The organism is Haloarchaeobius sp. FL176 (assembly GCF_024609245.1).
Classification (GTDB): domain Archaea; phylum Halobacteriota; class Halobacteria; order Halobacteriales; family Natrialbaceae; genus Haloarchaeobius.
The window spans coordinates 31,039-57,060 of record NZ_JANJYH010000012.1; the positions used below are offsets into that span (position 1 = coordinate 31,039).

Annotated in this window: 28 protein-coding genes; 14 read left to right on the plus strand and 14 right to left on the minus strand. The window is 66.0% G+C overall.

The genetic code is table 11. The features are described from left to right. Positions 1-1,602, plus strand: coding sequence for a hypothetical protein (locus tag NO978_RS20055; RefSeq protein WP_257300752.1), 1,602 nt, complete (start codon positions 1-3; stop codon positions 1,600-1,602). Positions 1,603-1,882: 280 nt separating this feature from the next. On the opposite strand, the gene NO978_RS16995 is transcribed toward NO978_RS20055, so the two are convergent. Next, positions 1,883-2,410, minus strand: a complete 528-nt coding sequence (locus NO978_RS16995; RefSeq protein ID WP_257300753.1) for a twin-arginine translocation signal domain-containing protein — start codon at positions 2,408-2,410, stop codon at positions 1,883-1,885. Positions 2,411-2,571: 161 nt separating this feature from the next. On the opposite strand from NO978_RS16995, the gene NO978_RS17000 reads away from it, so the two are divergent. Next, positions 2,572-2,892, plus strand: a complete 321-nt coding sequence (locus tag NO978_RS17000) for a hypothetical protein (RefSeq protein ID WP_257300802.1) — start codon at positions 2,572-2,574, stop codon at positions 2,890-2,892. A 3-nt stretch (positions 2,893-2,895) separates the two neighbouring features. Here the strand turns inward: NO978_RS17000 and hisH are convergent, their stop codons facing one another. Continuing rightward, the gene (gene hisH / locus NO978_RS17005; RefSeq protein ID WP_257300754.1) at positions 2,896-3,558 is read right to left on the minus strand and encodes an imidazole glycerol phosphate synthase subunit HisH; all 663 of its coding nucleotides are present in this window, start codon (positions 3,556-3,558) and stop codon (positions 2,896-2,898) included. A gap of 368 nt (positions 3,559-3,926) precedes the next feature. Between hisH and NO978_RS17010 the strand changes: the two genes are divergently transcribed. Genes NO978_RS17010 through NO978_RS17020 form a run of 3 tightly spaced genes read left to right on the plus strand, consistent with a single transcriptional unit; the run spans position 3,927 to position 6,699 of the window. Beyond that, complete coding sequence (locus NO978_RS17010) at positions 3,927-4,856, plus strand: PhnD/SsuA/transferrin family substrate-binding protein (protein ID WP_257300755.1); 930 nt, start codon at positions 3,927-3,929, stop codon at positions 4,854-4,856. Positions 4,857-4,892: 36 nt separating this feature from the next. Then, positions 4,893-5,648 (plus strand): phosphonate ABC transporter ATP-binding protein, encoded by a 756-nt coding sequence (phnC, locus tag NO978_RS17015; protein ID WP_257300756.1) that lies wholly within the window; start codon positions 4,893-4,895, stop codon positions 5,646-5,648. 1 nt (position 5,649) lies between these two features. Then, the gene (locus NO978_RS17020) at positions 5,650-6,699 is read left to right on the plus strand and encodes an ABC transporter permease (protein WP_257300757.1); all 1,050 of its coding nucleotides are present in this window, start codon (positions 5,650-5,652) and stop codon (positions 6,697-6,699) included. Here the strand turns inward: NO978_RS17020 and NO978_RS17025 are convergent. The 3 genes from NO978_RS17025 to NO978_RS17035 are packed head-to-tail and all read right to left on the minus strand — an operon-like array spanning position 6,696 to position 8,089. Continuing rightward, on the minus strand, positions 6,696-7,295 hold the full coding sequence (locus tag NO978_RS17025) for a uracil-DNA glycosylase family protein (RefSeq protein ID WP_257300758.1): 600 nt from the start codon (positions 7,293-7,295) through the stop codon (positions 6,696-6,698). The two genes, NO978_RS17020 and NO978_RS17025, sit on opposite strands and share 4 nt — an antisense overlap. A gap of 58 nt (positions 7,296-7,353) precedes the next feature. Further along, positions 7,354-7,908 (minus strand): DUF99 family protein, encoded by a 555-nt coding sequence (locus NO978_RS17030; protein ID WP_257300759.1) that lies wholly within the window; start codon positions 7,906-7,908, stop codon positions 7,354-7,356. Between the two features lie 4 nt (positions 7,909-7,912). Next, positions 7,913-8,089, minus strand: coding sequence for a DUF5786 family protein (locus NO978_RS17035; RefSeq protein WP_257300760.1), 177 nt, complete (start codon positions 8,087-8,089; stop codon positions 7,913-7,915). A gap of 143 nt (positions 8,090-8,232) precedes the next feature. Between NO978_RS17035 and NO978_RS17040 the strand changes: the two genes are divergently transcribed. Further along, positions 8,233-8,847 carry an MBL fold metallo-hydrolase gene (locus tag NO978_RS17040; protein ID WP_257300761.1) on the plus strand — a complete coding sequence of 205 codons (615 nt, stop codon included), beginning with the start codon at positions 8,233-8,235 and terminating at the stop codon, positions 8,845-8,847. Between the two features lie 58 nt (positions 8,848-8,905). On the opposite strand, the gene NO978_RS17045 is transcribed toward NO978_RS17040, so the two are convergent. The 4 genes from NO978_RS17045 to NO978_RS17060 all read right to left on the minus strand — a co-directional run bounded on the left by NO978_RS17045 (position 8,906) and on the right by NO978_RS17060 (position 10,972). Then, positions 8,906-9,055 (minus strand): 50S ribosomal protein L40e, encoded by a 150-nt coding sequence (locus tag NO978_RS17045; RefSeq protein WP_089732234.1) that lies wholly within the window; start codon positions 9,053-9,055, stop codon positions 8,906-8,908. 503 nt (positions 9,056-9,558) lie between these two features. Further along, on the minus strand, positions 9,559-10,056 hold the full coding sequence (locus NO978_RS17050; protein WP_257300762.1) for a DUF367 family protein: 498 nt from the start codon (positions 10,054-10,056) through the stop codon (positions 9,559-9,561). Positions 10,057-10,092: 36 nt separating this feature from the next. Next, complete coding sequence (locus NO978_RS17055) at positions 10,093-10,509, minus strand: hypothetical protein (RefSeq protein WP_257300763.1); 417 nt, start codon at positions 10,507-10,509, stop codon at positions 10,093-10,095. A 322-nt stretch (positions 10,510-10,831) separates the two neighbouring features. Beyond that, entirely contained in the window at positions 10,832-10,972 is a 141-nt protein-coding gene (locus NO978_RS17060) for a hypothetical protein (RefSeq protein ID WP_257300764.1), read from the minus strand. A gap of 31 nt (positions 10,973-11,003) precedes the next feature. On the opposite strand from NO978_RS17060, the gene NO978_RS17065 reads away from it, so the two are divergent. After that, positions 11,004-11,882 carry a redoxin domain-containing protein gene (locus NO978_RS17065; RefSeq protein ID WP_257300765.1) on the plus strand — a complete coding sequence of 293 codons (879 nt, stop codon included), beginning with the start codon at positions 11,004-11,006 and terminating at the stop codon, positions 11,880-11,882. A gap of 71 nt (positions 11,883-11,953) precedes the next feature. Beyond that, positions 11,954-12,307: a nuclear transport factor 2 family protein gene (locus NO978_RS17070; protein WP_257300766.1), complete on the plus strand. Its 354-nt coding sequence runs from the start codon at positions 11,954-11,956 to the stop codon at positions 12,305-12,307. Between the two features lie 7 nt (positions 12,308-12,314). On the opposite strand, the gene NO978_RS17075 is transcribed toward NO978_RS17070, so the two are convergent. Both NO978_RS17075 and serS read right to left on the minus strand, forming a co-directional pair. After that, on the minus strand, positions 12,315-12,554 hold the full coding sequence (locus tag NO978_RS17075; RefSeq protein WP_257300767.1) for an SHOCT domain-containing protein: 240 nt from the start codon (positions 12,552-12,554) through the stop codon (positions 12,315-12,317). A 54-nt stretch (positions 12,555-12,608) separates the two neighbouring features. Continuing rightward, positions 12,609-13,985: a serine--tRNA ligase gene (serS, locus tag NO978_RS17080; protein ID WP_257300768.1), complete on the minus strand. Its 1,377-nt coding sequence runs from the start codon at positions 13,983-13,985 to the stop codon at positions 12,609-12,611. Between the two features lie 167 nt (positions 13,986-14,152). On the opposite strand from serS, the gene uvrB reads away from it, so the two are divergent. The 5 genes from uvrB to NO978_RS17105 all read left to right on the plus strand — a co-directional run bounded on the left by uvrB (position 14,153) and on the right by NO978_RS17105 (position 19,919). Continuing rightward, positions 14,153-16,222, plus strand: a complete 2,070-nt coding sequence (uvrB, locus tag NO978_RS17085) for an excinuclease ABC subunit UvrB (RefSeq protein WP_257300769.1) — start codon at positions 14,153-14,155, stop codon at positions 16,220-16,222. A gap of 58 nt (positions 16,223-16,280) precedes the next feature. After that, positions 16,281-17,246 carry an alpha/beta hydrolase gene (locus tag NO978_RS17090; protein ID WP_257300770.1) on the plus strand — a complete coding sequence of 322 codons (966 nt, stop codon included), beginning with the start codon at positions 16,281-16,283 and terminating at the stop codon, positions 17,244-17,246. 73 nt (positions 17,247-17,319) lie between these two features. Further along, positions 17,320-18,279, plus strand: a complete 960-nt coding sequence (locus NO978_RS17095; RefSeq protein WP_257300771.1) for an ABC transporter ATP-binding protein — start codon at positions 17,320-17,322, stop codon at positions 18,277-18,279. After that, on the plus strand, positions 18,279-19,127 hold the full coding sequence (locus NO978_RS17100) for an ABC transporter permease (RefSeq protein WP_257300772.1): 849 nt from the start codon (positions 18,279-18,281) through the stop codon (positions 19,125-19,127). Before NO978_RS17095 ends, NO978_RS17100 begins: the two co-directional genes overlap by 1 nt. Before the next feature lie 72 nt (positions 19,128-19,199). After that, complete coding sequence (locus NO978_RS17105) at positions 19,200-19,919, plus strand: DUF4013 domain-containing protein (RefSeq protein WP_257300773.1); 720 nt, start codon at positions 19,200-19,202, stop codon at positions 19,917-19,919. Here the strand turns inward: NO978_RS17105 and NO978_RS17110 are convergent. The 3 genes from NO978_RS17110 to NO978_RS17120 form a co-directional block, all read right to left on the minus strand. Then, positions 19,916-21,667 carry an excinuclease ABC subunit C gene (locus NO978_RS17110; RefSeq protein ID WP_257300774.1) on the minus strand — a complete coding sequence of 584 codons (1,752 nt, stop codon included), beginning with the start codon at positions 21,665-21,667 and terminating at the stop codon, positions 19,916-19,918. The two genes, NO978_RS17105 and NO978_RS17110, sit on opposite strands and share 4 nt — an antisense overlap. Before the next feature lie 490 nt (positions 21,668-22,157). Further along, on the minus strand, positions 22,158-24,242 hold the full coding sequence (locus tag NO978_RS17115; RefSeq protein WP_257300775.1) for a DEAD/DEAH box helicase: 2,085 nt from the start codon (positions 24,240-24,242) through the stop codon (positions 22,158-22,160). A gap of 64 nt (positions 24,243-24,306) precedes the next feature. Then, positions 24,307-24,678 (minus strand): cupin domain-containing protein, encoded by a 372-nt coding sequence (locus tag NO978_RS17120; RefSeq protein WP_257300776.1) that lies wholly within the window; start codon positions 24,676-24,678, stop codon positions 24,307-24,309. A gap of 98 nt (positions 24,679-24,776) precedes the next feature. Here NO978_RS17120 and NO978_RS17125 point away from each other — a divergent pair, with 98 nt between their 5' ends. Beyond that, the gene (locus tag NO978_RS17125) at positions 24,777-25,940 is read left to right on the plus strand and encodes a CBS domain-containing protein (protein ID WP_257300777.1); all 1,164 of its coding nucleotides are present in this window, start codon (positions 24,777-24,779) and stop codon (positions 25,938-25,940) included. Positions 25,941-26,022: the final 82 nt, after the last annotated feature.

Consider the following 26,022-nt stretch of genomic DNA (forward strand, 5'->3'; position numbering starts at 1 on the left):
GTGAACTCTGAAAGACGCCCCACAATTCAACCGAGGGCGATTCGAGGAGGGCTGGCGGTGATTTTTATCTTGATGCTCATTATATCGTTAGTGCCAGGTTCGGTAGCCGCAGAGGCGGCAGATGAAAACAGTACACCTTCTGACCTGACGGTCGAGATTACCTACGAATTAACGCCAGAGACACCAGGACAAATCACAGCTGTAGCAGAATATCAGATTCCTTCTAACGTTCCACGGGTAGATCTTGGAAACCCCGATCCCGATAGAATCAACATCCAGAACATACAGAACCTCCAAAAAACAGAAGAAGGATATGTATGGGAGGGTGGTGAAGCGCCACAAATAACGTACACAATCGATCTCTCAACTGACACACTCGGTGGGGACGAATCTGGCATCGACGTTGGGAGCTGGGCAATCGTCGATACTGTATCTCCCTCCATCGGGTGGCGGTATTATGATGAATCTCCCGAATACAACGAAGAATATAGTGTCGCCGGTGAGGGTATTGCTGGTGACGGGTATGTTTATCTTGGTCACTATACTACTGAATCGGCCATGGTTAACGGTACAAATGCGACGGTCGTGAAGACGGCGGGGATGTCAATACGCCCTGATAGCGACGAGCTGTTCGACACGTTCCGGTATATGGAGGAAACGCTCTGGAACAGTCGCAATGATGACCAGAAACTCATTATTGCAGTCTCTGAATATACTGATATGACTAATGCCGGTCGGGAAACAGGTGGCGACTTCTATGTGCAATCGAATTTACCTCTGAACCATCCTGACACTACATGGGCGCATGAATACGTGCACGTCACCCAACAAACGAGAATGAGCCCGGAGATGAGTTGGTTTGTAGAGGGGAGTGCTGAATACTTCACTGCCACAACCATGTTGAATAGAGGAATGGCTACTGCCGAGGAATTCGAGGAACAGATCACAACTACTGACGAGAGGATCAAGCATGCGAACCTAACTGACCGGTCGACATGGAACAGTTCATACGTAGAGTATGATAAAGGAGCACATGTTCTTGCGTTCCTTAATGAACAGATACGGGAGAACACGAATGGTGAGGCATCCATGCGGGATGTCTACCGCGACGTTCAGCAGCATGATGGCACCGTCAATTATTCCGACTTCAAACGCATTTTGATCGACGTTGGCGGCCCAGAAATGGGGCCAGTGGCGGATCGGTACATCAATGCGATTGGCTTCCCTGACCATGAATTCGAGAGCGAACAGCACTTGTACAGTGGCTATGATGCAGACGATGATGGGCTCCGTAATGGGTACGAACGGCAGCACGGCCTCAACCCACTGAGGCAAGACACCGATCAAGATGGGTTGAACGACTTGACTGAGATTGCGGAAGGGACAGACCCTGTCACTGCTGATACAGATGGGGACAGCATCATGGACGGTCTGGAAGTCGAGAGTGACACAGACCCGCTTAACCAAACAGCCCCGCAGGAATTCCTCTCAGCGACCGCTGAGAGACTGTTCGGGTGGGCGACGAATTCGACAGCAGAAGACGAGACAACTCCGAAGTCCATTGACAGCAGATCAGGACTTCGGCCTGTCGCTAACACCTGAAACGGCTTATTGGTAGTTCTCCGCATTGCCAACAATGAACCGATGAGGAGCGTTCGTGCCGGAGCAAGCAGACGGTGTCGGCCGCTACCGAGGGGCTTGTTGGCACCGAGTGGTGAACCCCAGCCTGAAAGCTCTCCCGAACGTCGCGGCGTCGGCGCGAGGCGCGAGTGAACGGCGATATACCGACAAAGAGTAACCCGACTGTACCAGCAAACACAGCTCATGACCGCCGACAAGTCGGTGTTCGTCGGAGAGAGGTGTACTATGTTTCCGGTCTACGTTAATTGTCATCGGTCGTCCGCCGGGAGGGCACCTCGGGCTCGTCGATGACCCTCCCGGAGCGGTCCTGCAACGTGACGTGTGCCACGTAGACGGAGAGCTGGTCGGATTCCTCGCGGCTGCCGAAGCCCGCCGAGATGCTCGCCATCGATTCGAGGCGACTATCGAGTCGTCCGAGAATCGCCGGCCCGGCCGCGCTCGCCCCTTCGACGTTGGTCCATCTCTCGAACGCCGAGTAGCCGTGGCTGGAAACCTCCCCACCCGACCTCGTGGCCGGATATCGGACCGTGTCGTTGGCCTCGACGTACTCGTAGCGGTCGGCGGTGATTGTCTCCGTCGTCGAGACGGGTTCGGCCTCGCCCCGGGTCTGCTCGCCGGGCGAGAGCGCCGCGGTCGTCGTGGCGTTCGTGGTCGGTGTCTCGTCGGTCGTCGGTCCGTCGCCGCCCGCATCGAAGCTGCCGAGACAGCCGGCCGTGGCGACGGCCGCGGTCGTCGCGGTCGCTCCGAGGAACTGCCGTCTGGAGAGCATACGGTAGCCGACGGTGATTTTCGACAAGTGCCTTGGGGTGCCGGGACCGAACTGTTTTCACACCCCGGACCGAACGACGGGACAGTGATTGGGGGCATCGTGGCCGGGTGGCTCGCGTGACCGACGAGGAGCGCGAGCGCGCCGTCGAAGAGTGGCAGGCGATGCTCGAAGAAGCCGGCGAGTTGACCCCGAATGCGGTCGAGAAAATAATGGCCGTCCACGGCGACCGCGGCAAGCACGCCATCGAGGCCGTTTCTGAGGAACGCGTGAAGCGGTACCGCGATTTCACCGTCGTCGTGGGCTACGAAGACGAGTACATCGTCGAGGACAGCGGCTGCACGTGCAAGGACGCCGAGTACAATCTGGACCCGGACGACCCGACCGAGCTGTGCTGGCACGCCCTGGCGGTCCCCATCGCCGAGCGGGTCGACGCGGTGGACCACCACGACATGTGGTACTCCGAGGTCAGGGAGTTCCTCTGACGCTCACTCCGCACAGAGGTCGACGAAGTTGCGCAGGATGGTGAGGCCGGTCTCGCCGGACTTCTCCGGGTGGAACTGCGTGCCGAAGACCGTGCCGTCGTCGTTGGCGACGATGGCGGGGAACGAGCCACCGTAGTCCGTCGTCGCGACGACCGCGTCCTCGTCGTCGGGCACGGCGTAGTAGGAGTGGACGAAGTAGGCGTACCGCCCGTCAACACCTTCGACGAGCGGGTGCTCGCGCTGGATCGAGAGGTCGTTCCAGCCCATGTGGGGGACCGTCTGGCCCGTCTCGAAGCGGACGTTCCGGCCGGGAACCAGGTCCAGGCCCTTCACGTCGCCCTGTCCCTCGCGTTCGGCCTCCTCGCTCTCGGTCAGCAGCATCTGCATCCCGAGACAGATGCCGAACAGCGGCGTGTCGGAGTCGGCGACCTCGACGAGTGCGTCCCGCACCGATTCGGCGTTCTCCATCCCCTCGCCGAACGCACCGACGCCCGGGAGGACGACGCCGTCGGCTTCGCCGAACGCCTCGGGGTCGCTCTCGATGCTGACCGACGCGCCGGCCCGTTCGAGACCACGGGAGACGCTCCGGAGGTTCCCCAGCCCGTAGTCCACCACGACGATGTCCGCGAGTGTCTCCTGCTCGCGGGAGCGCGACTGCGTACTCATGAGCGATAGTTCAGCGTCGCGGCGCAAGTGCGTTTCCGTTCCGGTCACGTTCACCCCGGAGACGGTGGGCCCGAAGACGTTCTGTCCGCCGCCGCTCGCCCCTGATTCTCTCCCAAGAAAAACCCGATATGTTGTCTACATATCCCACGGAGCCACAGCGGTGAGACGGTCGCCGTGCTGACGCCCAGCGTCCGCTATCGAGCTTGTATCGCCAGAAGAACATCACAAACCGCCAGAGGCCGCCTCGGAAGCGTGCCGAAATGGCGAGTCGGGGCGTCTCGCCCCATCCAGACGTTGCCCTACGTAGTTCTATGTAGATAGATTAGGAACTTTTAATAGCAACATCAAGAACTATGAATTGATTCGCAATGGAAAGTCGACGCAACTTCCTCAAGGCCGCTGGCGCAGCAACCACGGCTGGGATGGTGGGTGCTGCAGGATGTCTCGGTTCGTTCGGAGGCGACCCCTACGTGGACGGTCAGATGACCTTCCTGATGTCGCCGACCGAACCACAGGACCAGATGAAAGCTCAGTACGAGCCGATCGGCGAGCGTTTCGTCGACCACATCGACCCCATCGGCGAGGACGACCTGCAGATGAGCTACTCCGAGGACTACGGCGCAACACTCGAGGGCCTCGACAGCGGCAACGCCGACGTCGCCGAGACAGGTCCGTTCGCCGCCGCACTCGGTGTCAACTCCGACAAGGTCGACATCGTCCTCCAGCGAAAGGCGTACGGTGGCTGGGAGTACTCCAGCTTCATCGTGGCCCCCAAGGGCTCGGACATCGAGGAGCCGAGCGACCTCGAGGGCGCCGACATCGCCTTCGCCGACGCGCTGAGCGCGAGTGGTTCGCTCTACCCGCTCTCGATGATCAAGGAGGAGACCGACCTCTCGCTCCCCGAGGAGCCGGGGAGTGCGACCGGTGCTGACTTCAACCCGCAGTGGACGACCCACATCGAGGCGTCAAACGCGGCAGCCGACGGAACGGTCGACGCGGCTGGCGTGGGCGACTTCGCCTACTTCACGAACGAGGACGAACTGCAGGTCGTCGCCGAGCGTAGCGGCATCCCGCGCGCGCCCATCGTCGTCTCGCCCGAACTCAGCGACGACGAGAAGGAGAATATCGTCACCGCGTTCACCGAGGCGCCCGACGAGATGTACTACGGTGCCGACGGCGAGGCTGACACCGACGACGACGTGTGGTTCGACGACGTCCGCGAACGTGGCGTCGACACGTACCAGCCGGTCGTCGATACCGCCGAGAACCTCGGCTACGGCGAAGAGATCTTCGGATAACACCGCTCAACAGTCAACCCGTTTTAGCACCGCAAAATGGCAACTATTTCCGTCAACAACGTATCGAAAATCTACGGCGACACCGTCGCACTCGACGATGTCTCGTTCGAGATCTCTGACGGCGAGTTCGTCGTCCTGCTCGGGCCGTCCGGAGCCGGGAAGTCGACCCTGCTTCGGATACTGAACGGCCTCACGACGCCCACCGAGGGGACGGTCGAGTTCAACGGACAGCCCATCGATTCGATGCCGACGAGCAACGTCGGAATGGTCTTCCAGATGCACTACCTCGTCGAGGGGCTCAGCGCGTACAAGAACACGCTCTCCGGTGCCCTCAGTCGTTCCTCCACGTTCGGTAGTCTGCTCAACCGGTTCGGGGAGGAGGACAAGCAGATGGCGCTCGAGGCGCTGGACACCGTCGGCCTCCTCGAGGAGGCCGAACAACGTGCGAGCAGCATGAGCGGCGGGCAGCAACAGCGCGTCGGCATCGCCCGTGCGCTCACCCAGAACCCCGACCTCCTGCTCGCGGACGAGCCGGTCGCGAGTCTCGACCCGAAGGCGGCCCAGGACGTCATGGAGTACATGCGCCGGGCGGCTGTCGACAGGAACCTCACCTCCATCGTGAGCCTCCATCAGGTCAACATCGCCCGCGAGTTCGGCGACCGGTTCATCGGCCTGAACGAGGGCGAACTCATCTTCAACGGGGACCGCGAGGATCTGACGATGGACGTCGTAGACCGCATCTACTACGGGGAAGAGAGCGCCGAGAACGACGAAGGAATTCAGCACATCTAACATGGCGTCAGAAGACTCATCACGGGGCGACAACCGGATCCGCAAGAAGCTCGAACAGCTCGACCGCGCCTCCCGGAACCGGCAGCTCCTCTATCTGGCTGGTATCCTGGTGCTGCTCACACTGACCGCCGGTGGACTGTGGTTCGTCGAACTGACCGTCGGGCTGCTCTACCGGAACCTGCCGGGGTGGACCGAGTTCCTCAGTGGCTTCGTACCGCCGGACTTCGTCGACCTGACACAACAGACGAAGGATCAAGAGATCGGCGGTCTCGAAGCCATCGTCCAGACGCTGCTGCATCCGCAGTGGTTCGTCTCGTCGGTCCTGAGTGCCGAACTCGGCGAGGCGAGCGTCCTCGTGAGTTCGGCCGTGCTGACCGTCATCATGGGATTCCTGGGGACCGTACTGGGATTCCCGCTCGCACTCATCCTGGGCATCCTCGGCTCCGAACGGGTCGTTCCGTTCCCGTTCAACTTCGTGTTCCGGGGCATCATGAGCACCATCCGTGCGGTGCCGGCACTGATCTGGGCGCTCATCTTCGTCCCGCTGACCGGGTTCGGTCCGGTCACCGGGGTGCTCGCGATCGGGACCGACACCATCGGGAACCTCGGTCGCCTCCTGACCGACGAACTCGAGGAGGTCGAAGACGGCCCCATCGAGGCGGTCGGCTCGACCGGTGCATCGAGTCTGCAGACTATCATCTTCGGGATGCTGAGCCAGGTGTACAACGGCTACGTCGCGTGGACGCTGTACGTCTTCGAGATCAACACCCGCATCGCAATCGGTCTCGGTGTCATCGGCGTCGGCGGGATCGGACAGTACATCCAGGCGAAGATCAGTCTCGGAGCGTTCGGGTCGCCGAGCGCCTACCCGCAGGCTGCGGCGGGAATTCTGGTCGTGGTCTTCATCGTCCTGACTGTCGAGATGACCTCTTCGCGTGTGCGGTCGTACATGCGCCCCGGAGAGGATCAGGGACGCGGTATCCTCGATATCATCCGGGACCTCGGTGACATGGACAAGTGGATGGGCTCCGAGAAGCCCAAGAAGGACTAGAACTCGCCGAGACGGGACTGCCCGTCGCTCCCTTCCTCGCGGCCGCCGACCAGGTCGGCGGCGCTCTCTATGGCCGAGACGAACGTCTCTTTCTGACTCGGATCGTACAGCGTCGCCGCGGGATGGACACAGACGAGGAGGCGACGCGGCTCCCCCTCGATGCGGACGTCGGTGAGGCTCCCGGCCTCGTTCGTCACCGCGACGGAGCGCCCGAGCAGGTGTTCGGCGGGCACCTTCCCGAGAGTGACGAGCACTGCCGGGTCGACGAGGTCGATCTCGCGCTCGAGGTGCGGCCGGCAGTTCGCGAGCTCCTCCGCGTGTGGGTCGCGGTTCTCCGGCGGCCGGCACCGCACGCAGTTGGTGATGCGGACCGTCTCGCGGTCGAGGCCGACCTCGCGGAGCGTCTCGGTGAGCACGTCGCCGGAGCGCCCGACGAACGGCTCGCCTTCCTCGTCCTCGTTCGCGCCGGGGGCCTCGCCGACGAACAGTACGTCCGCGTCGGCTGGTCCGACACCGTTGACGATCCGGCTGCGCGAGTCACAGAGCGCCGGACACTGCTCGCAGTCGTGGACCTCCAGCCCGTCCATGGTCTCCATACGCCTTCACGCGTGGCGGGCCCACCTAACCGCTACGCTCTGTGGCCGCCCGGCGGTCTCAGGCCCGGCGGAGCTCGTCGCCGGCTCGGGCGGCAAACCGGGCGACACGGAGCGGTTCCGGTCGTCCTCCTTCGGGGGTGAACGCCCGGACAACGTCGCGGGCCTCGCTGTCGTCGATGCCGACGGCGCGCACGTACACGTTCTCGCCGTTGACCTCGACAGGCGTTCGCGACGGCTGGCGGTGGTACACTGCGAGCCGGTGTTCGCGTGCCGTGCCGTCGAAGGCGTCCTCGATAGCGGTTTCGAGCCCCGCGCTCGCCTCGAACGTCACCGAGAGGACCGGCCGGTCGACCGCGTCGTGGACCGCGTGAAGGTCGACGACGTTGTACCACGCCAGCGCGATACCGGCGAGGACGACGTAGCGTACGTCGTCCCGACCGAGTCGTTGGACCGTCTCGACGACGGCGTCGGTCGCGTCGCTCCCGCCGACCGTACACGTCCCAAAGGAGAGGCCATCGACAGTACGGTCCGCCCTGACGACGACGCCGGCGAGCGTGCTCACGCCGCCCTGCGTGGACTCTGCGATACCGACCGCCCGCACGCCGGCTTTCATCCCGTCAGCCGTCGTCTTTGATGTCTTTCAGTCGATTTATGAGTTCGTCGCTGCTGGCTCCGTTCTCGAACTCGATTCGTCCCTGGTGGTCGTTCTCGCGCGAATCGACCGACTCTTCGTCGAGATCTGTGTCTATGCTCTGGTTGTTCTGTTCCGATTCGTCGTAGCTCCCGAAACCCATACACTGTACAATAATCGTGGAGGACTCAAAAAAACCACGGCGGAGAACCCGTTCGAATTACGTTCGGCAATATCTGCTGGAAACTTTCTGTGCGCGTTGCAGGCTCCAGTCAGCACTTAAGTGATGCTGTCGTACGGCGAGGTATGGAAGTCCACAACGTCACTGCCGGCGCGGCGACGTTCACCTGCAACGCATACCTCGCCGTCGGCGACCGGACGGTACTCGTCGACGCGGGGGCCATGGACGGCGTCGTCGAGGTCGTCCGCGAACACACCGACCACCTCGACGCGGTCGTGCTCACCCACCAGCACGGCGACCACGTCGCCCAGCTCGACGCCGTCTGCGAGGCGTTCGACGACCCGGACTGTTACGCCTACGGCGACCACCCGCGACGCACCCACGCCATCACCGACGGCGACGACCTCGTCATCGGCGACGAGCGCTTCGAAGTCGTCTACACCCCCGGCCACGCCACCGACCACGTCTCCCTCGTCAGCGACAGCAGCCTGTTCAGCGGCGACGTCGTCGTCCACGACGACGGCGCGTTCGACTACGGCAGCTTCGGTCGGACCGACATGGCCGGCCAGTCTCGCGAACGGCTCATCGAGAGCATCCACACCCTGCTCGAACGCATGCCCGACACAGTCGAGCACATGTACGCCGGCCACGGCGAGACCTTCCACGGTGACGTCCGCGACGTCGTCGAGACCGCACTCGACCGGGCCGAGAACCGCGAGCCGAAGTACCCCGACGAGTAGCTGCGTCCTGCGAGTGTGGCCACTCCACGCGCGAGTGAGACGAGAAAGACGACTGCGATTATGCGGCGCGCGCTTCCTTCGCCTTCGGGCGGAGCTTCTTGTAGCCGCACTTGCGGCACTTGTCCGCCCGCTTCGGGTTCCGCGCGTTGCAGCGCATGCAGATCATCTTCTCGAGCGACCGTTTCTCCGCAGCCTCGAATCGTGCCATACTCCTCCCTACACCGTGCTGCGCGTAAAAGCGTTTCCGAGTGCGTCCGCGAGTTTTCTGGGTCGTGTGGTCGAACGGGACTGGAGTCACTGCTGGCGACACCAGCCAGAAAGCCCGGTCAGTCGGTAGGAAATGCGGGGACTCGGACAGCCAGCGGTCCTCGCTCCCTTTCAGCCCCTCCCCCGACCGTACCGCACCTCATTCCTCCCCAGCCGATTCGCTCGCGCGAGTTCGGCTCGCGGCCTTCGGCACGCTCACGGGTCGCTTTGCTCCCCGTTCACAGTCGCGGTTCTCACTCGCTACGCTCGTTCCGAACCGCGCACCTCTCGCCAGCCGCGCGCCAGTGGTTAAAATCCGGTAGCCATCGAGCCTCCCCTTCAAATACCAACCCGCAACCAGACTCGACGTGACGTGAGAACGGTCGCACGAGGGCCGAGGCGGGAGCACGGCACACCCTCGCGCGCAGTGCACGGACTGGAGGGAGTGCGCGTGCCGTCTGTTCGCTATTCCGCTTCGTCGACGAGGTAGTCGTCCTGGACCGCGACGACCTCGGTGGAGTCGGCACAGGCCGCGTAGCGCCGCAGCGGTTCCTCGTTGAGTTCGAGGAACGTCTCGCCCCAGGTGAACTTCGCGAGGATGCGCTCGGCGTGGTCGCGCTCGCCGAGGATGCACAGCGCCGCGGCCAGCGCCTCGACGGTCGTCAGCGCGAACGGCTTCCCGAAATTCACCGGGTTGGCGGCGACGAGAAACGGGAGCGCCCGGTGCTCGCCGCGGAGGTCGAACGCAGCCACGTCCGCGCTCTCCCACGAGCAGTCGAGCGCGACGAGGGTTTCGGGGTCGTCGGCCGGCGAGAGCGCCTGCTCCGCGTGTGGGTCCAGCACCAGCCCGTACGGAGTCGCCCGGTTCGAGCGGTGCAGCTCGGCGAGGTCGAACTTCGCGAGCTTCCGGGCCGTGCACTTGTCGGGGTCGTCGTCGCCCTCGTACCGGGCGTGGAGCTTCACACCTCCCGTTGCCCGGCAGTGGGCAAAAGCGCCACGCTACACCAGTCGGTCGTACAGCGCGTCGATGTCGACCAGCGTCAGCTCCCGCTCCTGCATCGTCGCGATGTGGTCCGTGCGCTCGCCGACGGTCTGGCCGTCCATCGTCTCGAACAACTCCGCGAGGAACGGCTCCATCGCACCCCGAAGCTCGTCGTAGGTCGTCCGTACCTGCCCAGTCCGCAGGTCGACGAGCACGGTCCCGCCGCGTTCGGCCACCTCGTAGCCGAGGAACTGCGGATGGACCGCCCGTTCGAGCCGTGCGAGGTCGTAGAGCCGTAGCAAAGAGTGCAGCGAGCCGTAGCCCTGATAGACCGTGTCGTCGTCGCTCTCGACGGCGAACTCCACGTGGTCAGAGGGCCCGGTCACCGCGGCCTCCCAGCCGCCGTGGACGCCCTGGAGTTGGAACCGAACCATGTAGGAGCGGTGGTCGCAAGCAGTGAAAAACCATCCGCACCTGCGTCGTTCACGCCAGCGCGCGGAAGACGACGGGCGTCGCCTGTGACGACGGCGGCGACTCCGAGCAACGCGAGTGCAACCCCGTACCGGACCAGTGCCTCGGCGAACAAGCGCGGTCCGCTCGTATCGCTCCCCTCGCCCGCCCCCACCTTCCAGAGACCGTGGCTCACCCGGATGCCGCCTGCTCCGGTCAGCCAGAGCGCCGGAAGTTCGACGATGGCGTGCGGGACGGACACGGCGAGCGTCTCCCCTGCTACCCGGGGCCCCATTGCGCGGACGGTCACGCTCCCGACGACGGCCCGTTGTATCCGAGCAGCGCCACCGTCGGAATCCCGAGGCAGGCGATGGTGACCACCGTACCGTTGTGGACGAAGAGAGCGGTCGCCGAGATCGCGGGCAAATCCTGCGGACCGGCAACCATGGTTAAGTCGACGGGGCTGAGACGTTGACCCATGCTCTCCGTCGGCTCCGAAGCACCGAACTTCTCCCTCCCTGGCGTCGAGGGGGGCGAGTTCGACGAGTACTCCCTCGTCGAGGCACTCCGGGAGGATCTCGTCGTCATCGCCTTCTATCCGGCCGATTTCAGCCCGACGTGTACGGACGAGCTCTGTACGCTTCAGGATATGGACCTGCTGAATCTCGACGCGGACGTGACTCTCTTCGGCATCTCCGGAGACTCGGTGTTCAGCCACCGTCGGTTCGCCGAGGAGTACGACATCACCTACCCACTGCTGGCAGACAGCATGGGCGAGGTCGCCGCGGAGTACGGCGTCTGCATGGCGGACTGGCGCGGGCACCGGAACGTCCCGAAGCGCTCGGTGTTCGTCATCGACGAGCGCCAGCGGGTGCGCTACGCCTGGTCGACGGACGACCAGAGTGTGCTGCCGGACGTTGGAGAGGTCCGCGCGGCCATCGACGACGTGCGGGACGACCGGACCGCAGTCCAGCGGTACGCTCGCGGGCACGAACACCTCGACACGGGACGTGACCGGTTCGAGACCGCCTGGAGCGAGTACGAGGTGGCCGCGTGGCTCGGCGCGGTCGAGCACTTCGACGATGCGGTCGCGTACTTCGACGCGGCGGCCGAGAGCTTCCGGTCCGCTGGCCGCTTCGCGGAGTCGGCGCGCGTGGAGCATGCGTGCGAGGCGGCCGGCGACCGCGCAGACGAGTACCGACAGGCTGCCCGGTGGTACGCCCGCTCGGCGGAGTACTACGCCGACGAGGAGGACGACCTGGGCGACGAGTACCGGGCGGACGCGGAGGGGCCACACGAGGCCGCGAGCACTGGCGACGAGCTGCCGGCACCCTCCTCGTTGTTCCCGGAAGAGTAGTCGTCGGCGGTCGAGATTCGTGTCCGGTCGCCAACCACTGGGTTTCTGTGGGCGGCGACCGAAGCACGCCCATGGCTTCCGACGACCCGGTCGCGACGTACTACCGCGCGCTCGACGAGCACGACTACGAGACGCTCCGCTCGGCCCTCTCACCGTCGTTCGTTCAGCAACGGCCGGACCGCTCGTTCGAGGGTCGGGAGTCGTTCGTCCGGTTCATGCGTGACGGCCGGCCATCGCCGGAGACGAGCCACGAGTTACAGGGTCGGTTCCAGCGGGAAGCCGCTCCCGGTGAGAACGACGACACCGAGCAAACGGTGCTGGTCCGCGGTCGGGTGTGCGAGGACGGTGAGCCGTTGCTCCGGTTCGTCGACGTGTTCACGCTCTCGGAGGGTCGCATCGAGCGCATCGAGACGTACACGCGGTGAGGCTGTTTCAGTCCCGTCCGTCGCGTTCGAGCTTTCGCCTCCGGCGCTCGAACTCGTCGTCGTCCACCTCGCCGCGGGCGTAGGCGATGCGGAGCTCCTCGAGCGCGCGGTCCGTGCTCGACTGCTCGGACCGGGCGGCGTGGATGACGCCGGCGAGGAGCACCAGCGCGACCGGGAGCGAGAAGACGAACAGGATGATGGCGAGCTCGGCGCCACCGATGGCGCCGAAGAACGCTGGCGGGAACATACGATAGCCACGTCAGGGTGTGGAAAAAGCGTTTCGTGGCGTGGGGGATGGACGCTACTCGTCGGTGCCGAGCGCGCTCTCGCCGACCTTCTCGTGGCCCTCGATGACCTCGGTTCCCCCCATGTACGGCTGGAGGGGCTCGGGGACGTCGACGGTGCCGTCCTCGTTCTGGTAGTACTCCAGGATGGCGACCATCACGCGGCCGACGGCGGTCCCGGAGGCGTTGAGGGTGTGCAGGTACTCGGCGCTCTCGTGGTGTTCGGGCCGGTAGCGGATGCCCGCCCGGCGCGCCTGGAAGTCCTCGAAGTTCGAGGCGCTGGAGACCTCCAGCCAGCGGCCGCCCATGCTCTCGGGGGCGTCCTCGCTGTCGGTGCCGGGGGCCCACACTTCCAGGTCGTACGTCTTCGCGGAGGCGAACGTGAGGTCGCCGGTGCAGAGGTCGAGCACGCGGTAGGGGAGCCCGAGGCGTTCGAGCACCTCGGCGGCCTCCTCGACGAGCGCGTCGAGGCGGTCGTAGCTCTCCTCGGGCTCGACGAAGTTGACGAGTTCGACCTTGTTGAACTGATGGACGCGGACGATGCCGCGCGTCTCGGTGCCGTGTTCCCCGGCCTCGCGTCGGAAGTTCGGCGTGTACGCCTGGTGCTTCAGCGGGAGGTCCTCGCGGAGGAGGATATCGTCGCGGTACATGTTCGTGACCGGCACCTCCGCGGTGGGGCAGAGCCAGAGGTCGTCGTCGTCGTAGTCGTCGAACTCGTCGCCGCCGATGCGGTAGGCGTCCTCGTTGAACTTCGGCAGCTGGCCCGTGCCGCGCATCGAGGTCGACTTCACGGGGACCGGCGGGAACACGTCGACGTACTCCTGCTCGCGGTGGACGTCCAGCATGAACTGGATGAGCGCGTGTTCGAGGCGCGCGCCGTCGCCCTTCAGGAAGTAGAAGCCGGCGCCGGTGGTCTTCGCGCCGCGGCCCTCGTCGATGATGTCGAGCTCCTCGCCGAGGTCGTAGTGCGGCGTGACCTCGTCGGGCAGCTCGCGCAGCTCGTCGAAGCCCCAGCGCTCGACCTCGACGTTGTCGGCCTCGTCCTCGCCGACGGGCACGCCCTCGTGGGGGACCTGCGGAAGTTCGAGCATCGCCTCGTCGAGTTCGTCTTCGAGCTCGTCGGTGCGTTCCTCGACCTCTTGGAGCCGCTCCTTGAGCTCGCTGGACCGCTCGATGGCCTCCTGGGCCGCCTCCTCCTCGCCCTCCTGTTTCAGCTGGCCGATCTTGCTGCTGACCTCGTTGCGCTCGTGACGGAGGTCGTCGCCTTCGGCTTTCAGTTCGCGCCACTTTTCGTCCAGTTCCAGAATCTCGTCGAGGTCCACGTCGTAGCCCCGGTTGTCGAGGCTCTCGCGGACTTCCTCGGGGTTCTCCCGGAGGTATCGGCGGTCGAGCATTTGCAAGGTGGTTGCTGTGGGGTCGGGAAAACCGTATCGGATGTGTGTTGGAGCGTGTCAACCCCTCTCGGTGTTGCAGGGACAAGCGAACGGGCGGGCTGGCGGGAACGACCGCCGGCACCCGCGAACGCACGACTCTTTGCGCTGGCTCGCGTACGACGGGCACGATGAGCGACGCCAACTCCGGCCCGCTTTCCCCCGACCGCCCGGACGCCCAGACGCAGTTCCGGGTGGACGCCCCGTTCGAGCCGGCGGGCGACCAGCCCCAGGCCATCGAGTCGCTGGTCGAGGGCTTCGAGTCCGGCGCGACCGAGCAGACCCTGCTCGGGGTGACGGGGTCGGGCAAGACCAACACGGTGTCCTGGACCGTCGAGGAGATACAGGAGCCGACGCTGGTCATCGCACACAACAAGACGCTGGCGGCACAGCTCTACGAGGAGTTCCGCGAGCTGTTCCCGGACAACGCGGTCGAGTACTTCGTCAGCTACTACGACTACTACCAGCCGGAGGCGTACGTCGAGCAGACGGACACCTTCATCGACAAGGACGCCTCCATCAACGACGAGATAGACCGGCTCCGGCACTCGGCCACGCGCTCGCTGCTGACGCGGGACGACGTCATCGTCGTCGCCAGTGTCTCGGCCATCTACGGACTGGGTGACCCGTCGAACTACGTCGACATGTCCATGCGGCTGGAGGTGGGCGAGCAGGTCGGCCGGGACGAGCTGCTCGCCCGGCTGGTCGACCTGAACTACGAGCGCAACGACGTGGACTTCACGCAGGGGACGTTCCGGGTTCGCGGCGACACCGTCGAGATATACCCGATGTACGGCCGGTACGCCGTCCGGGTGGAGCTCTGGGGCGACGAGATAGACCGCATGGTGAAGATGGACCCGATGCAGGGCCAGGTCGTCAGCGAGGAGCCCGCGGTGCTGGTCCACCCGGCGGAGCACTACTCCATCCCGGAGGAACGCCTGGAACGCGCGATGGGGCAGATCGAGGAGGACATGGCCGACCGGGTGCGCTACTTCGAGCGCAAGGGCGACGCCGTCGCCGCCCAGCGCATCGAGGAGCGGACGACGTTCGACCTGGAGATGATGCAGGAGACGGGCTACTGCTCGGGCATCGAGAACTACTCGCTCTACCTGTCGGACCGCGACTCCGGCGAGGCACCCTACACACTGCTCGACTACTTCCCCGACGACTTCCTCTGTGTCATCGACGAGTCACACCAGACACTGCCCCAGATCAAGGGCCAGTTCGCCGGCGACAAGTCCCGGAAGGACTCGCTCGTCGAGAACGGGTTCCGGCTGCCGACGGCGTACGACAACCGCCCGCTGACGTACGAGGAGTTCTTCGAGAAGACCGACAAGCGGCTGTACGTCTCCGCGACGCCCGGCGACTACGAGCGCGAGCACAGCGACAACGTCGCGGAACAGATCGTCCGCCCGACCCACCTCGTCGACCCGGCAGTCGAGGTCGCACCGGCGACGGGGCAGGTCGACGACCTGATGGACCGCATCGACGAGCGGGTCGAACGCGACGAACGCGTGCTCGTGACCACACTCACGAAGCGGATGGCCGAGGACCTCACCGAGTTCCTCGAGGAGTCGGGCGTCGATGTGGCGTACATGCACGACGAGACGGACACACTCGAACGACACGAGCTGATCCGCGCCCTGCGCCTGGGCGACATCGACGTGCTCGTCGGCATCAACCTGCTCCGCGAGGGGCTCGACATCCCCGAGGTGAGCCTCGTCGCCATCCTCGACGCCGACCAGGAGGGGTTCCTGCGGTCGGAGACGATGCTCGTCCAGACCATGGGGCGTGCCGCCCGCAACGTCAACGGCGAGGTGGTGCTGTACGCCGACGACCACAGCGACGCGATGGACGCCGCCATCGAGGAGACCCAGCGCCGCCGACGCATCCAGCAGCAGTACAACGAGGAGCACGGCTTCACCCCGACGACCATCGAGAAGGAGGTCGGTGAGACGAGTCTCCCCGGCGCGGAGACCGACACCGGCGGGCTCGCAAGCGATGACGGCCCCGAGGACGCAGAGGCCGCCGCCGCACGTATCCAGCGGCTCGAGGAACGGATGCAGGAGGCCGCGAACAACCTCGAGTTCGAACTCGCCGCCGACATCCGTGACCGCATCCGCGACCTCCGGACCGAGTTCGAGGCGCTTTCGGATCCGGAAGACGGCACCATCGAGCCCGAAGCCGACCCCGAGTTCTGACGTTTCTCCTCCCCGAATATCACGGGAAATAAAACGCCGTGGGCCGTAGCCGCGACCGATGAACGACGGGGACTGGACACGACGCGGCATCCTCGCGACGGGCACGGCGGCGCTGCTCGCTGGCTGCCAGAGCGACGGCGGCGGGACGGAGACGGCTCGGCCGACGACGCGAGTCACCACGACGATGACGACGACGGCGGCGGAACCGACGGAGACAGCGACGGGAACTGCGACGGAGCCGTCCTACCGCGTCGACCGGGACCTGTCGTTCGTCGAGACCGACGGGGGGCCGCTCCGCCTCGACCTCTACCGGCCACGCGACCGGACGGACCTCCCCTTCGTCGTGTTCGCCCACGGAGGCGGCTGGATTCGCGGGAACAAGGGGTTCAGGCCGCTGTTCTCGATGCTCTGTGAGGCCGGTATCGCGGTCGCGGACGTGCAGTACCGGCTCGCGCCCGGCGCACAGTTCCCCCGCCCGGTCCGCGACGTGGTCGCCGCCGTGACCTGGGTCCGGGCGAACGCCGAGGCGTACGGCATCGACCCGGCCCGCGGCGCGCTGGCGGGCTACTCGGCCGGGGCCCACCTCGCGGCGCTCGTCGCGGTCGCCCCCGACGTGCCGGCGTTCCGGCCCGACGTCAGGCCGGACCAGCCCGTCGCCGTCGACGCGTTCGTCGGGTTCAGCGGCATCTACGACCTCGCCGACCCCGGCTCGATGGACAGTTCCCTCGTGCAGGCGTTCGTCGGTGCCGACGAGTCAGCGTCGACGTACGAGCAGGCCTCGCCCGTCGACCACACCGACGGGGACGACCCGCCCGCGATGCTGCTCCACGGCACCGAGGACGGCGTGGTCCCGTACCGGTCGGCGACCCGGCTGCGCGACTCGCTGCAGGCCGCGGCCGTCCCGGTCGAGCTGTTCACCGCCGAAGGGGCCGGCCACGGGCTCATCGACGCGCCGTCGTGGCAGTCGACGTACGAACCGCCGCTCCGGCAGTTCCTCGGGGACCGTCTCGGTGTCGCCGACTGACGGGGGCTACGCATTTCAGATTCTGAAACCGCGGCCCGATTTATTTCGGAATGATGTGAGTACGTCGAACCACATGGCAGCGATACGAACCGACGACCTCACCAGGCGATTCGGTGACGTCGTCGCCGTCGACGGCCTCGATCTGACCGTCGAGGAAGGGGAAGTGTTCGGCTTCCTGGGCCCGAACGGGGCCGGGAAGTCGACGACCATCAACGTGCTCCTCGGCTTCATCGAGCCCTCCAGCGGCGGTGCCGAGGTGCTCGGCGCGGACGTGACGACCCACTCCCGGGCCGTCCGCGAGCGCATCGGCCTGCTCCCCGAGGGGTACGGGCTGTACGAGAACCTGACCGGCCGGGAGCACCTCGTCTCCGCCATCGAGACGAAGGCGGCCGACGACGACCCGGACGAACTGCTCGACCGTGTCGGCCTCGAGCCCGAGGACGCCCGCCGAGCCGCAGGCGGGTACTCCAAGGGGATGCAACAGCGCCTCGGGCTCGCCATCGCGCTCGTCGGCGAGCCGGACCTGCTGGTGCTCGACGAGCCCTCCTCCGGCCTCGACCCGAAGGGCATCAAGCTCCTGCGGGACATCGTCCGCGAGGAGGCAGACCGTGGCGCGACGGTGTTCTTCTCCAGCCACATCCTCGACCAGGTGGAGAAGGTCTGCGACCGGGTCGGTATCATGGCCCAGGGCGAACTCGTCGCGCTCGACACGCTCGACGAGCTCCGTGCGGAGATGGGGGTCGGCGGCGTCGTCGAAGCGACCGTGGACACGGTTCCAGACCTCGGGCCGGTCCGTGCCGTCGACGGCGTGCGCGACGTGACCGCCACCGAGGACGTGGTCACGGTGACCTGTGGCGACCCGGCGGCGAAGATGCCCGCGCTCCGGCGCATCGACGCCGCCGCGACGGTCGAGGATATCGGCATCGAGACCACCTCGCTGGAGTCGCTGTTCGAGGAGTACACCAACGGCGAGCACGAGGCGGTCGCCGCCCAGGAAGACAGAGTGGCCGCGACCCCCGGAGGTGAGGACTGATGCGGCTGGCGACTATCGCCCGCGACGACTTCACGAACGCCCGTCGGTCGTCCATCGTGCTGGCCGTCATCGGCGTGTTCACCCTGCTCGTCGCGATGGTGTTCGCCTCGGAGTACGGCATCTACGACGAGCCCTACAGGACGCTGTTCGACGTGTCGGCGTTCGTCTCGTTCGTCTTCCCGCTGTTCCTCGCGCCGCTGGCCTACCTCTCCATCGCGGGCGACCGGATGGACGGCACTATCAAGTACGTCATGGGGTTGCCGAACAGCCGCGCGGAGTACTTCTTCGGGAAGTTCGCCTCGCGGCTGAGCGTCGCCACCGCCGCCGTCGTGCTGGGGATGGTCGTGTCGTTCGTCATCGCCCTCGCGACGTACGTCCAGGCACCCAGCGTCGAGCGGTTCGCCGTCTTCACCGGCGTCTCGCTCGTGTACACGGTGTCGTTCGTCAGCATCTTCGTCGCCATCTCCGCCGCCGCGTCCTCGCGCTCGCGGGCGATGTTCGGCGCGCTCGGCGCGTACTTCGTGTTCGTCGTGTTCTGGTTCGGCTTCTTCCCGGTCATCAACCTCGGGACCATCCTCGACACCGTCGAGAGCCTGCTCGGGGTGACCGTCTCCGAGAACACCCGGAGCTACGTCCAGCTCCTCTCGCCGGCGACGGCGTACCTCCAGTCGACCGAGCCGGTGTACAGCGGCGTGTTCGACCAGTACCAGTCGTTCCAGCTGAACTTCCAGCCCGAGAGCGACAAACTGCACGACCAGACCTGGTTCGCGGTCCTCGTCATGCTGGCCTGGTCGGCCGTCTCGCTCGCCGTCGGCTACCTGTCGTTCCGGCGGTCCGAGCTGGGGTAAGGCGCCGCAGCCACCTTCTCTTCGTCGTTTCGATGTCCGAACATTTTTCAGCCGCGCGCTGGATTTCGATTCATGGTAGTCGATTCACTGAAGTTCCCGACGAAGGGAGAGGACGGGGCGCTCCGGGCCATCATCGGTGGTGGGCTGTTGCTCGCCTCGGGTCTCATCCCACTGCTCCCACAGCTCATCGTGAACGGGTACAGCCTCCAGTCGATGCGGGCCGGTGCCCGGAACAACCCGTCGCCCCCCGAGTTCGAGGACTGGGAGGCCCTGCTGAAAGACGGGGCGATGATGTTCGGCGTCACCTTCGTCTACACGCTGATACCGATGATGCTCCTGTTCGGGGTGGTCTTCCTCAGTATCTTCGTGTTCTCTTTCGGCGCGGCGGCCGGTGAAAGTGGTGCCGCAGCCGGTGGCAGTATCGGCCTCATCATCATGCTCGTGTTCGGCGGCATCGCCTTCCTCCTCCTCATGATCGCGTACTACGTGATGCCGGCGGCGCTCGTCGGCGTCGCGACCGAGGAGGAGTTCATGGCGGCGTTCGACTTCGAGTCCATCCGCGAGATCGCCTTTACCATGGACTACTTCGTCGCGTTCCTGATGGCCGGCATCGTCGGCTTCGTCGGGTCGCTCGTCGCCCTCCCGCTGGTATTCCTGCTCGTCGGCTTCCCACTCCTGTTCATCCTGCAGGCAGGCATCTTCCACTACCTCGGCACGGTCGCCCGCGACATCGCGACGACCGGCAGGGGAGCCTCCGGTGCTAGCGACCCCCACGCCGGCGACGCCTACTAGAGTCGCCGTCGCAGCTGTGCTGCGGTCTTCTCGCCGACGCCCTCGACCGCCAGCAGCTCCGTCTCGCTCGCCTCGCGGACGTTCTCGACGCTCCCGAACCGCCCGAGCAGCCGCCGGCGTGTCTCGGGCCCGATACCGGGCACGTCGTCGAGCACGGTCGAGACGTCGTCCCGGATGGTCTGGTGGTACTGCACCGCAAAGCGGTGGGCTTCGTCGCGCACCCGCTGGAGGAGGTGGAGCTGTGGCGCGTCGTCGTCCCAGTCGTAGCTGCGGTCGGGCGTCACTACCCGCTCCTCGGCCTTCGCCAGCGCGACGCACGGTACGTCCCAGCCGGTCGCGTCGAGCGCGTCGGTCGCGGCCGCGAGCTGGCCCTCGCCGCCGTCGATGAGCAGGAGGTCGGGGTCCGGGCGGTCGTCACGCCCCTCGAGCGCGCGCTCGGCCCGCCAGCGCACGAGTGCCTGCATGTTCGCGTAGTCGTCGTTCGTCTCCGCTAGCTTCTTGCGGCGGTAGTCGGAGTTCTCGGCGCTCCCGTCGACGAAGCAGACGTTCGAGCCGACGACGGCCGTCCCCTGCGCGTGGCTCACGTCGAACCCCTCGATTCTGGATAGCCGCGGGAGGCCCAGCTCGTCGGCGAGCGCGGCGGACTCGTCCCGCTGGCCGACGTTCCGGCGGGCGTTCTTCAGCGCCAGCTCGACCAGCTTCGCCTCCCGGCCCGCGCCCGGCACGCGCACCGCAACGTCGGCGGCGTCGAGCCAGGCCGTCACCTCCTCGTCGCCGTGGTGTTCGGGCAGCAGGATGGCGTCGGGCAGTGACCGCTCGGCGTAGTACTGGACGAGGAACGCGGCGAGGACGCTCGGAACGACATCTCCAGACTCGCGGTCGGCGCCCGTCGGGGCGGCGACGGCGTGGCGGTCCCGCTCGACCAGCTGGCCACCCTCCGCGTGGAGTCTGGCGACCGTCGCGTCGTCGCCCCGCAGCGCAACCCCGAGCACGTCGACCGAGCGCTCGTACTCGTCCCGGCCGCTGACCGCCTCGCCGCCGCTGCCGTGGAACGACTCGACGACCGCCAGCCGGTCGCGGCGGTTCGCCGCGCGCTCGAACGACTGGTTCTCGGCGGCCTGCTCCATCTCCCGGCGGAGCGGATCGGCGAGGACGCCCGTCTCGCCTGCGAAGAACTGTTCGACGGCCTCGACGTCGGCGACGTAGTCGTCCCGCGCGATTTCGTCCGTACAGGGTGCGGTACAGAGCCCCATCTCGTAGTCCAGACACGGCCGGTCGCGCCCGGCGAACTTGTGGTCCGAACAGCCCCGGACGCCGAACGTCTCCCGCAGGGCCTTGACGACCGTCTCGACCGTACCCATGCTCGTGTACGGGCCGAAGACGGTCGCGCCCTCGTCCGGGTCCCGCGTCACCTCGATGCGGGGGAACTCGTGGTCGGTCAGCTGGACGAGCGGGTAGGACTTGTCGTCCTTCAGCCGCACGTTGTACCGCGGCTGGTGGCGCTTGATGAGGTTCGCCTCCAGCAGCAGCGCCTGCGTCTCCGTGTCGGTCACGGCCACGTCGAGGTCGTCCGCGCGCTCGACCATCCCCGCGATGCGCGCAGACCGCGGGTCGGCGTACGACCGGACGCGCGAGCGCAGGTCGACGGCCTTCCCGACGTACAGCACCGTGTCGCCCTCGAAGAACTGGTAGACCCCCGGCTCCGTCGGGAGGTCGTTCGCGTGCTCGCGGACGGTTTCGGCGTCCATCGGTTCTGTGGTGGCTAGGTGACGGGAGGGCATGGGGGTTACGTCTGCGAGTGGTCGTCTGAGGAGCCAGGAGCTTCGTGGGGAGTGCTGTCAGGGACAACAGCCCGAAAGCCCCTTCCTGCTCGACTCCCGCGCCTCGCTGCGCGCTTCACTCCGTTCCAGTGCTTGCGTCGTCGGGCTTCGTCGAGCAGGCAGCCCCTTTCAGTCCCACACCCCGTACCTCAGTCCTCCCCAACCGACTGCGCTTCTCGCTTCGCTGTGATGCTCGCCCCTCGCACGAGTGCGGCGAGCGGCCTTCGGCACGCTCGCCAGCCGCGCGCCAGCCGGGTGTTCAGTCGTCGTCGCGGGTGAACGGTTTACAAAATATGTCCCCTCTCGTGGGGAACTACCTGGTGAACTTGAGGCTTCACCGACACGTCCCACAGGAGAACCCGAATCCGAGGATACTCACGCAACAAAAACAGCGACCACACGCTCGAAAACGCCGGTTCTACAGCTCCGTCTCACGCAGCTCCAGGTCCGCAACCACCTCGTAGGGGTGCTTCTCCTTGCGGATGCCGTCCAGAATCGCGAAGGCGTCACCTGGGGTCAGGAAGTGCTCGCAGACGACCCGGCCGAGCGGCGTCGGCTCGAAGCCGTCGACGAAGCCGTACTCGAGCAGCTTCCCGACGGCGTGCTTGGTGGGGATGTTGCCGAGCATCCGGTCGTTGAGCGCCTTCGCGGACTTGCCGGCGACCGCGACGTTCGCCAGCGTCTCCTCGACGGCGGCGTCCTCGTCGTACCGGGTGATGACGGGCTCCATCTCGCCCTTGAGCAGTTTGAACGCGACCTCGTCCTCGGACATCTCCATGGAGTTGTGGTAGGTGCACTCGGGCTCGACGAGCATGTACACCTTCCCGCGGTCGTGGTAGTCCGGGCGGCCGGCGCGGCCGAGCATCTGGCTGAACTCCTGCACGGAGAGCCACTCGATGCCCATCGCGAGCGAGTCGAAGATGACCTGCGAGGCGGGGAAGTCGACACCGGCGGCGAGCGCCGCCGTGGTCACTACCGCCGAGATATCCTGGTCGCCGAACATGCGCTCGACCTTCTTCCGGCGGCCGTAGTCCAGCCCGGCGTGGTAGGGCGCGGCGCTGTACTCCAGCTTGCGGGAGATCTCGTGACAGCGCCGGCGCGAGTTGGTGAAGATGATGGTCTGCCCCCGATACCCCTTCGAGGACTCGCGGTCGAACTCGCGCTTGACGAGGCGGTTGATGATGCGTGGTTTCTCGCGGCCGTCGGCGAAGGTGACGTGGCGCTCGATGGGCACGGGGCGCTCCTCGAACTCGATGAGCTTCGCACGGAGCCCGCGGGCGAGTTCGGTTGGGTTGCCGACGGTCGCGGAGAGGTACACCCACTGCGCGCCGTCGTAGCTGGACCGCTGTTGCTGGCGCTGCTGGCTGTAGTGCTTCAGCCGGGAGATGAGCCCGTCGAGGCGGTGCCCGCGGCCCTCCTCCTTCAGCGTGTGGACCTCGTCGATGACGACGGTGCCGATGTCGCCGAGGTCCTTCCCGGTCCGCAGCGCGTGGTCGATGCCCTCGTAGGTGCCGACGATGACGTCGGCGGAGGGGTCGAATCTGGAGCCGGAGTCGTTGACGCGGCTGGCTCCGACACGGATGGTGACGTCGACGAGGTCGCCGTACTCGTCGGCAAAGTCCTCGTGCTTCTGGTTGGCGAGTGCGACGAGCGGGACGAGGAAGAGCATCTTCCCCTTCCCGTCGAGGACGTTCTGGAGGCCGGCGAGCTCGCCGATGAGGGTCTTCCCGGTCGCCGTCGCACTGACGACCAGCTGGTCGTCGCCCATCCCGCGCGGGCCGTCGCCCTTTTGCTCGCCGAACAGCCCGTTCTCGACGGCGAGGCTCTGGACGGGCAGCAGGGTGTCGAACCGCTGGTCGAGCAGGCCCTGTAGCTTCGGGTGCAGCCCGAGGTCGTCGACCGGGACGAGGTCGATGTCCTCGGTCGTCGCCGATATCTCGTCGAACTTCGTCAGGTCCGGGTCGAGCTCGCCCTTCAGCAGGTTGCTGATGCGTTCGAGGTCCTGCACCTCCAGCAGCAGGTCCTCGAGGCGCGCCTTCGCGTCGCTGGTGAACTCGCCGTGATAGGCCAGCTCCTTCTCCAGCTCGCGGCGGGCGCAGTCGGTGCAGATCCAGTCAGTACCGTCCTTGACCGCGGTGTCGGTCGTGATGGGGGAGTACCGACCGGCGGAGGCGCAGTAGCGACAGGTCCGGACGACCTTCGCGTCGAGCTGGTAGCCGTCGAGCATCTCCTGGAGCTCCTCGCGAGCGCGGTTGGAGGTCTGCTCGGAGATGCGGATGCGCTCGGCGCGGCGTGCGATCTCGACGAACTCCTCGGGGCTGCGTGGCTCCTCGCTGGAGTCACGGACGAGCCGGAACTTGCCGGGTCGGGGACCCGCGTTCGTCTCCTTGAGTTCGAGCTTCGAACGGAAGACGCGCTCGCCGTCGCGCTCGACGACCGCGAGGTAGTTCCTGCCGGCCTCGTGGAGGAACAGGGTGTCGACGCGCTGGACCTGTCGTGACACGCGATTCGGTACGAGAGCCGGGTATTTCAGGGGTTCGGAACCTCTTCGGGGCCGGCGGCATCGGTCACTCCTGTAGCTGTATCTCGTCGTCGCCGTTGGGCACCGCACAGAGGAACGCCCCCTGCTCGTCGGCCTCGTTGCGGTACCAGTGGACGGTGCCGGCCGGAATCAGCAGGGAGTCGCCGGCGGAGACGACGTGCTCCTCGTCGGCTGTTCCGACGACGTACTCGCCCTCCAGCACGTACTGCTCGTGCTCGACCGCGTTCGTGTGCTTTGGCACCTCGGCACCGGGGTCGAGGGTGAACCGCCGGATGGCGAAGTTGGGTGCGCCGTCGTCGGCGTCGACGAGCACGCCCTTCGAGAGGCCGTCGGCGGCGTCGACTGGTTCGTACGATACGTCCTCGCTCCGCCGGACGACCGGTGTCGGCTCGGACATGGGCGACCGTAGGACCGACTGGCACTTAACGGGTACCGACCAGCCGGTCGCGGTGCCTCGTCACCCAATTTAAGAGTGGTCGGTGGCTACTCGATAGCATGCGAAGTTTCAGGATCGGGTCGGTGTTCGGCATCCCCATCAAGCTGGACCTGACGTTCCTGCTGGTGCTGCCGCTCTTTGCGTTCCTCATCCAGCAGCAGGTCGGCTCCGTGACGGACCTCCTCAACCAGACGATGGGGGCGAACCTGCCGGTCGACCCGCTGGTGGCGGGCTGGATGCCGTGGGTGCTCGGGTTCGCGGTCGCTATCGGCCTGTTCGTCGGTGTCGTGCTCCACGAGCTCGGGCACTCGGTCGTCGCGATGCGGTACGGCTTCCCGATCGACTCCATCACGCTCTGGATATTCGGCGGCATCGCCTCCCTCTCGGAGATGCCCGAGGACTGGAAGCAGGAGTTCCAGATCGCCATCGCCGGGCCGGTCGTCTCCCTCGCCATCGGGGGTCTCTCCTACGGCGCGTTCCTGGCCGTTCCGACGAGTCTCCCGTCGATACGGTTCGTCCTCGGCTACCTCGCGCTGATGAACGTCGCGCTCGCCGTGTTCAACATGCTGCCCGGCTTCCCGATGGACGGTGGCCGAGTCCTCCGCGCGCTGCTGGCCCGCACCCGGCCGTACGCGAAGGCCACCCAGATGGCCGCCGAGGTCGGGAAGGTGTTCGCGCTCCTGCTGGGACTGTTCGGCCTGCTCAACTTCCAGTGGCTGCTCATCGGTATCGCCTTTTTCATCTACATCGGCGCGTCCTCCGAGGCCCAGCAGGTCGTGATGAAGGCCGCCTTCGAGGGGGTGACGGTGCGGGACGTGATGACGCCCGGCCCCGACCTGCACACCGTCACGCCCGACACCAGCGTCTCGGAGCTGATGTCGCGGATGTTCTCCGAGCGCCACACCGGCTACCCGGTCATGGAAGGCGGCGACCTCGTCGGCCTCGTCACGCTGGAGGACGCTCGCGGCGTCAAAGCCGTCGAGCGCGACGCATACACCGTCGACGAGATCATGACCCGGGAGCTCCACACCATCACCCCCAACGCCGACGCGATGGAAGCCCTCCAGACGATGCAGTCACAGAGCGTCGGTCGGTTGCTCGTCGTCCGTGGCGACGACCTCGTCGGCCTCATCTCCCGGTCCGACCTGATGACCGCGTTCGATGTCGTCCAGGAGACCGGGTCGGTCGAGCCGGGCCGACGAACTCCCGTTCGCGAGACGTAGCGACCGGATAGCCGGCGGCCACCGCTTTCGGTGATGGGCACTCGCCTCGGCAAGTGCGTGATATACCAACGTGTACGCTTAT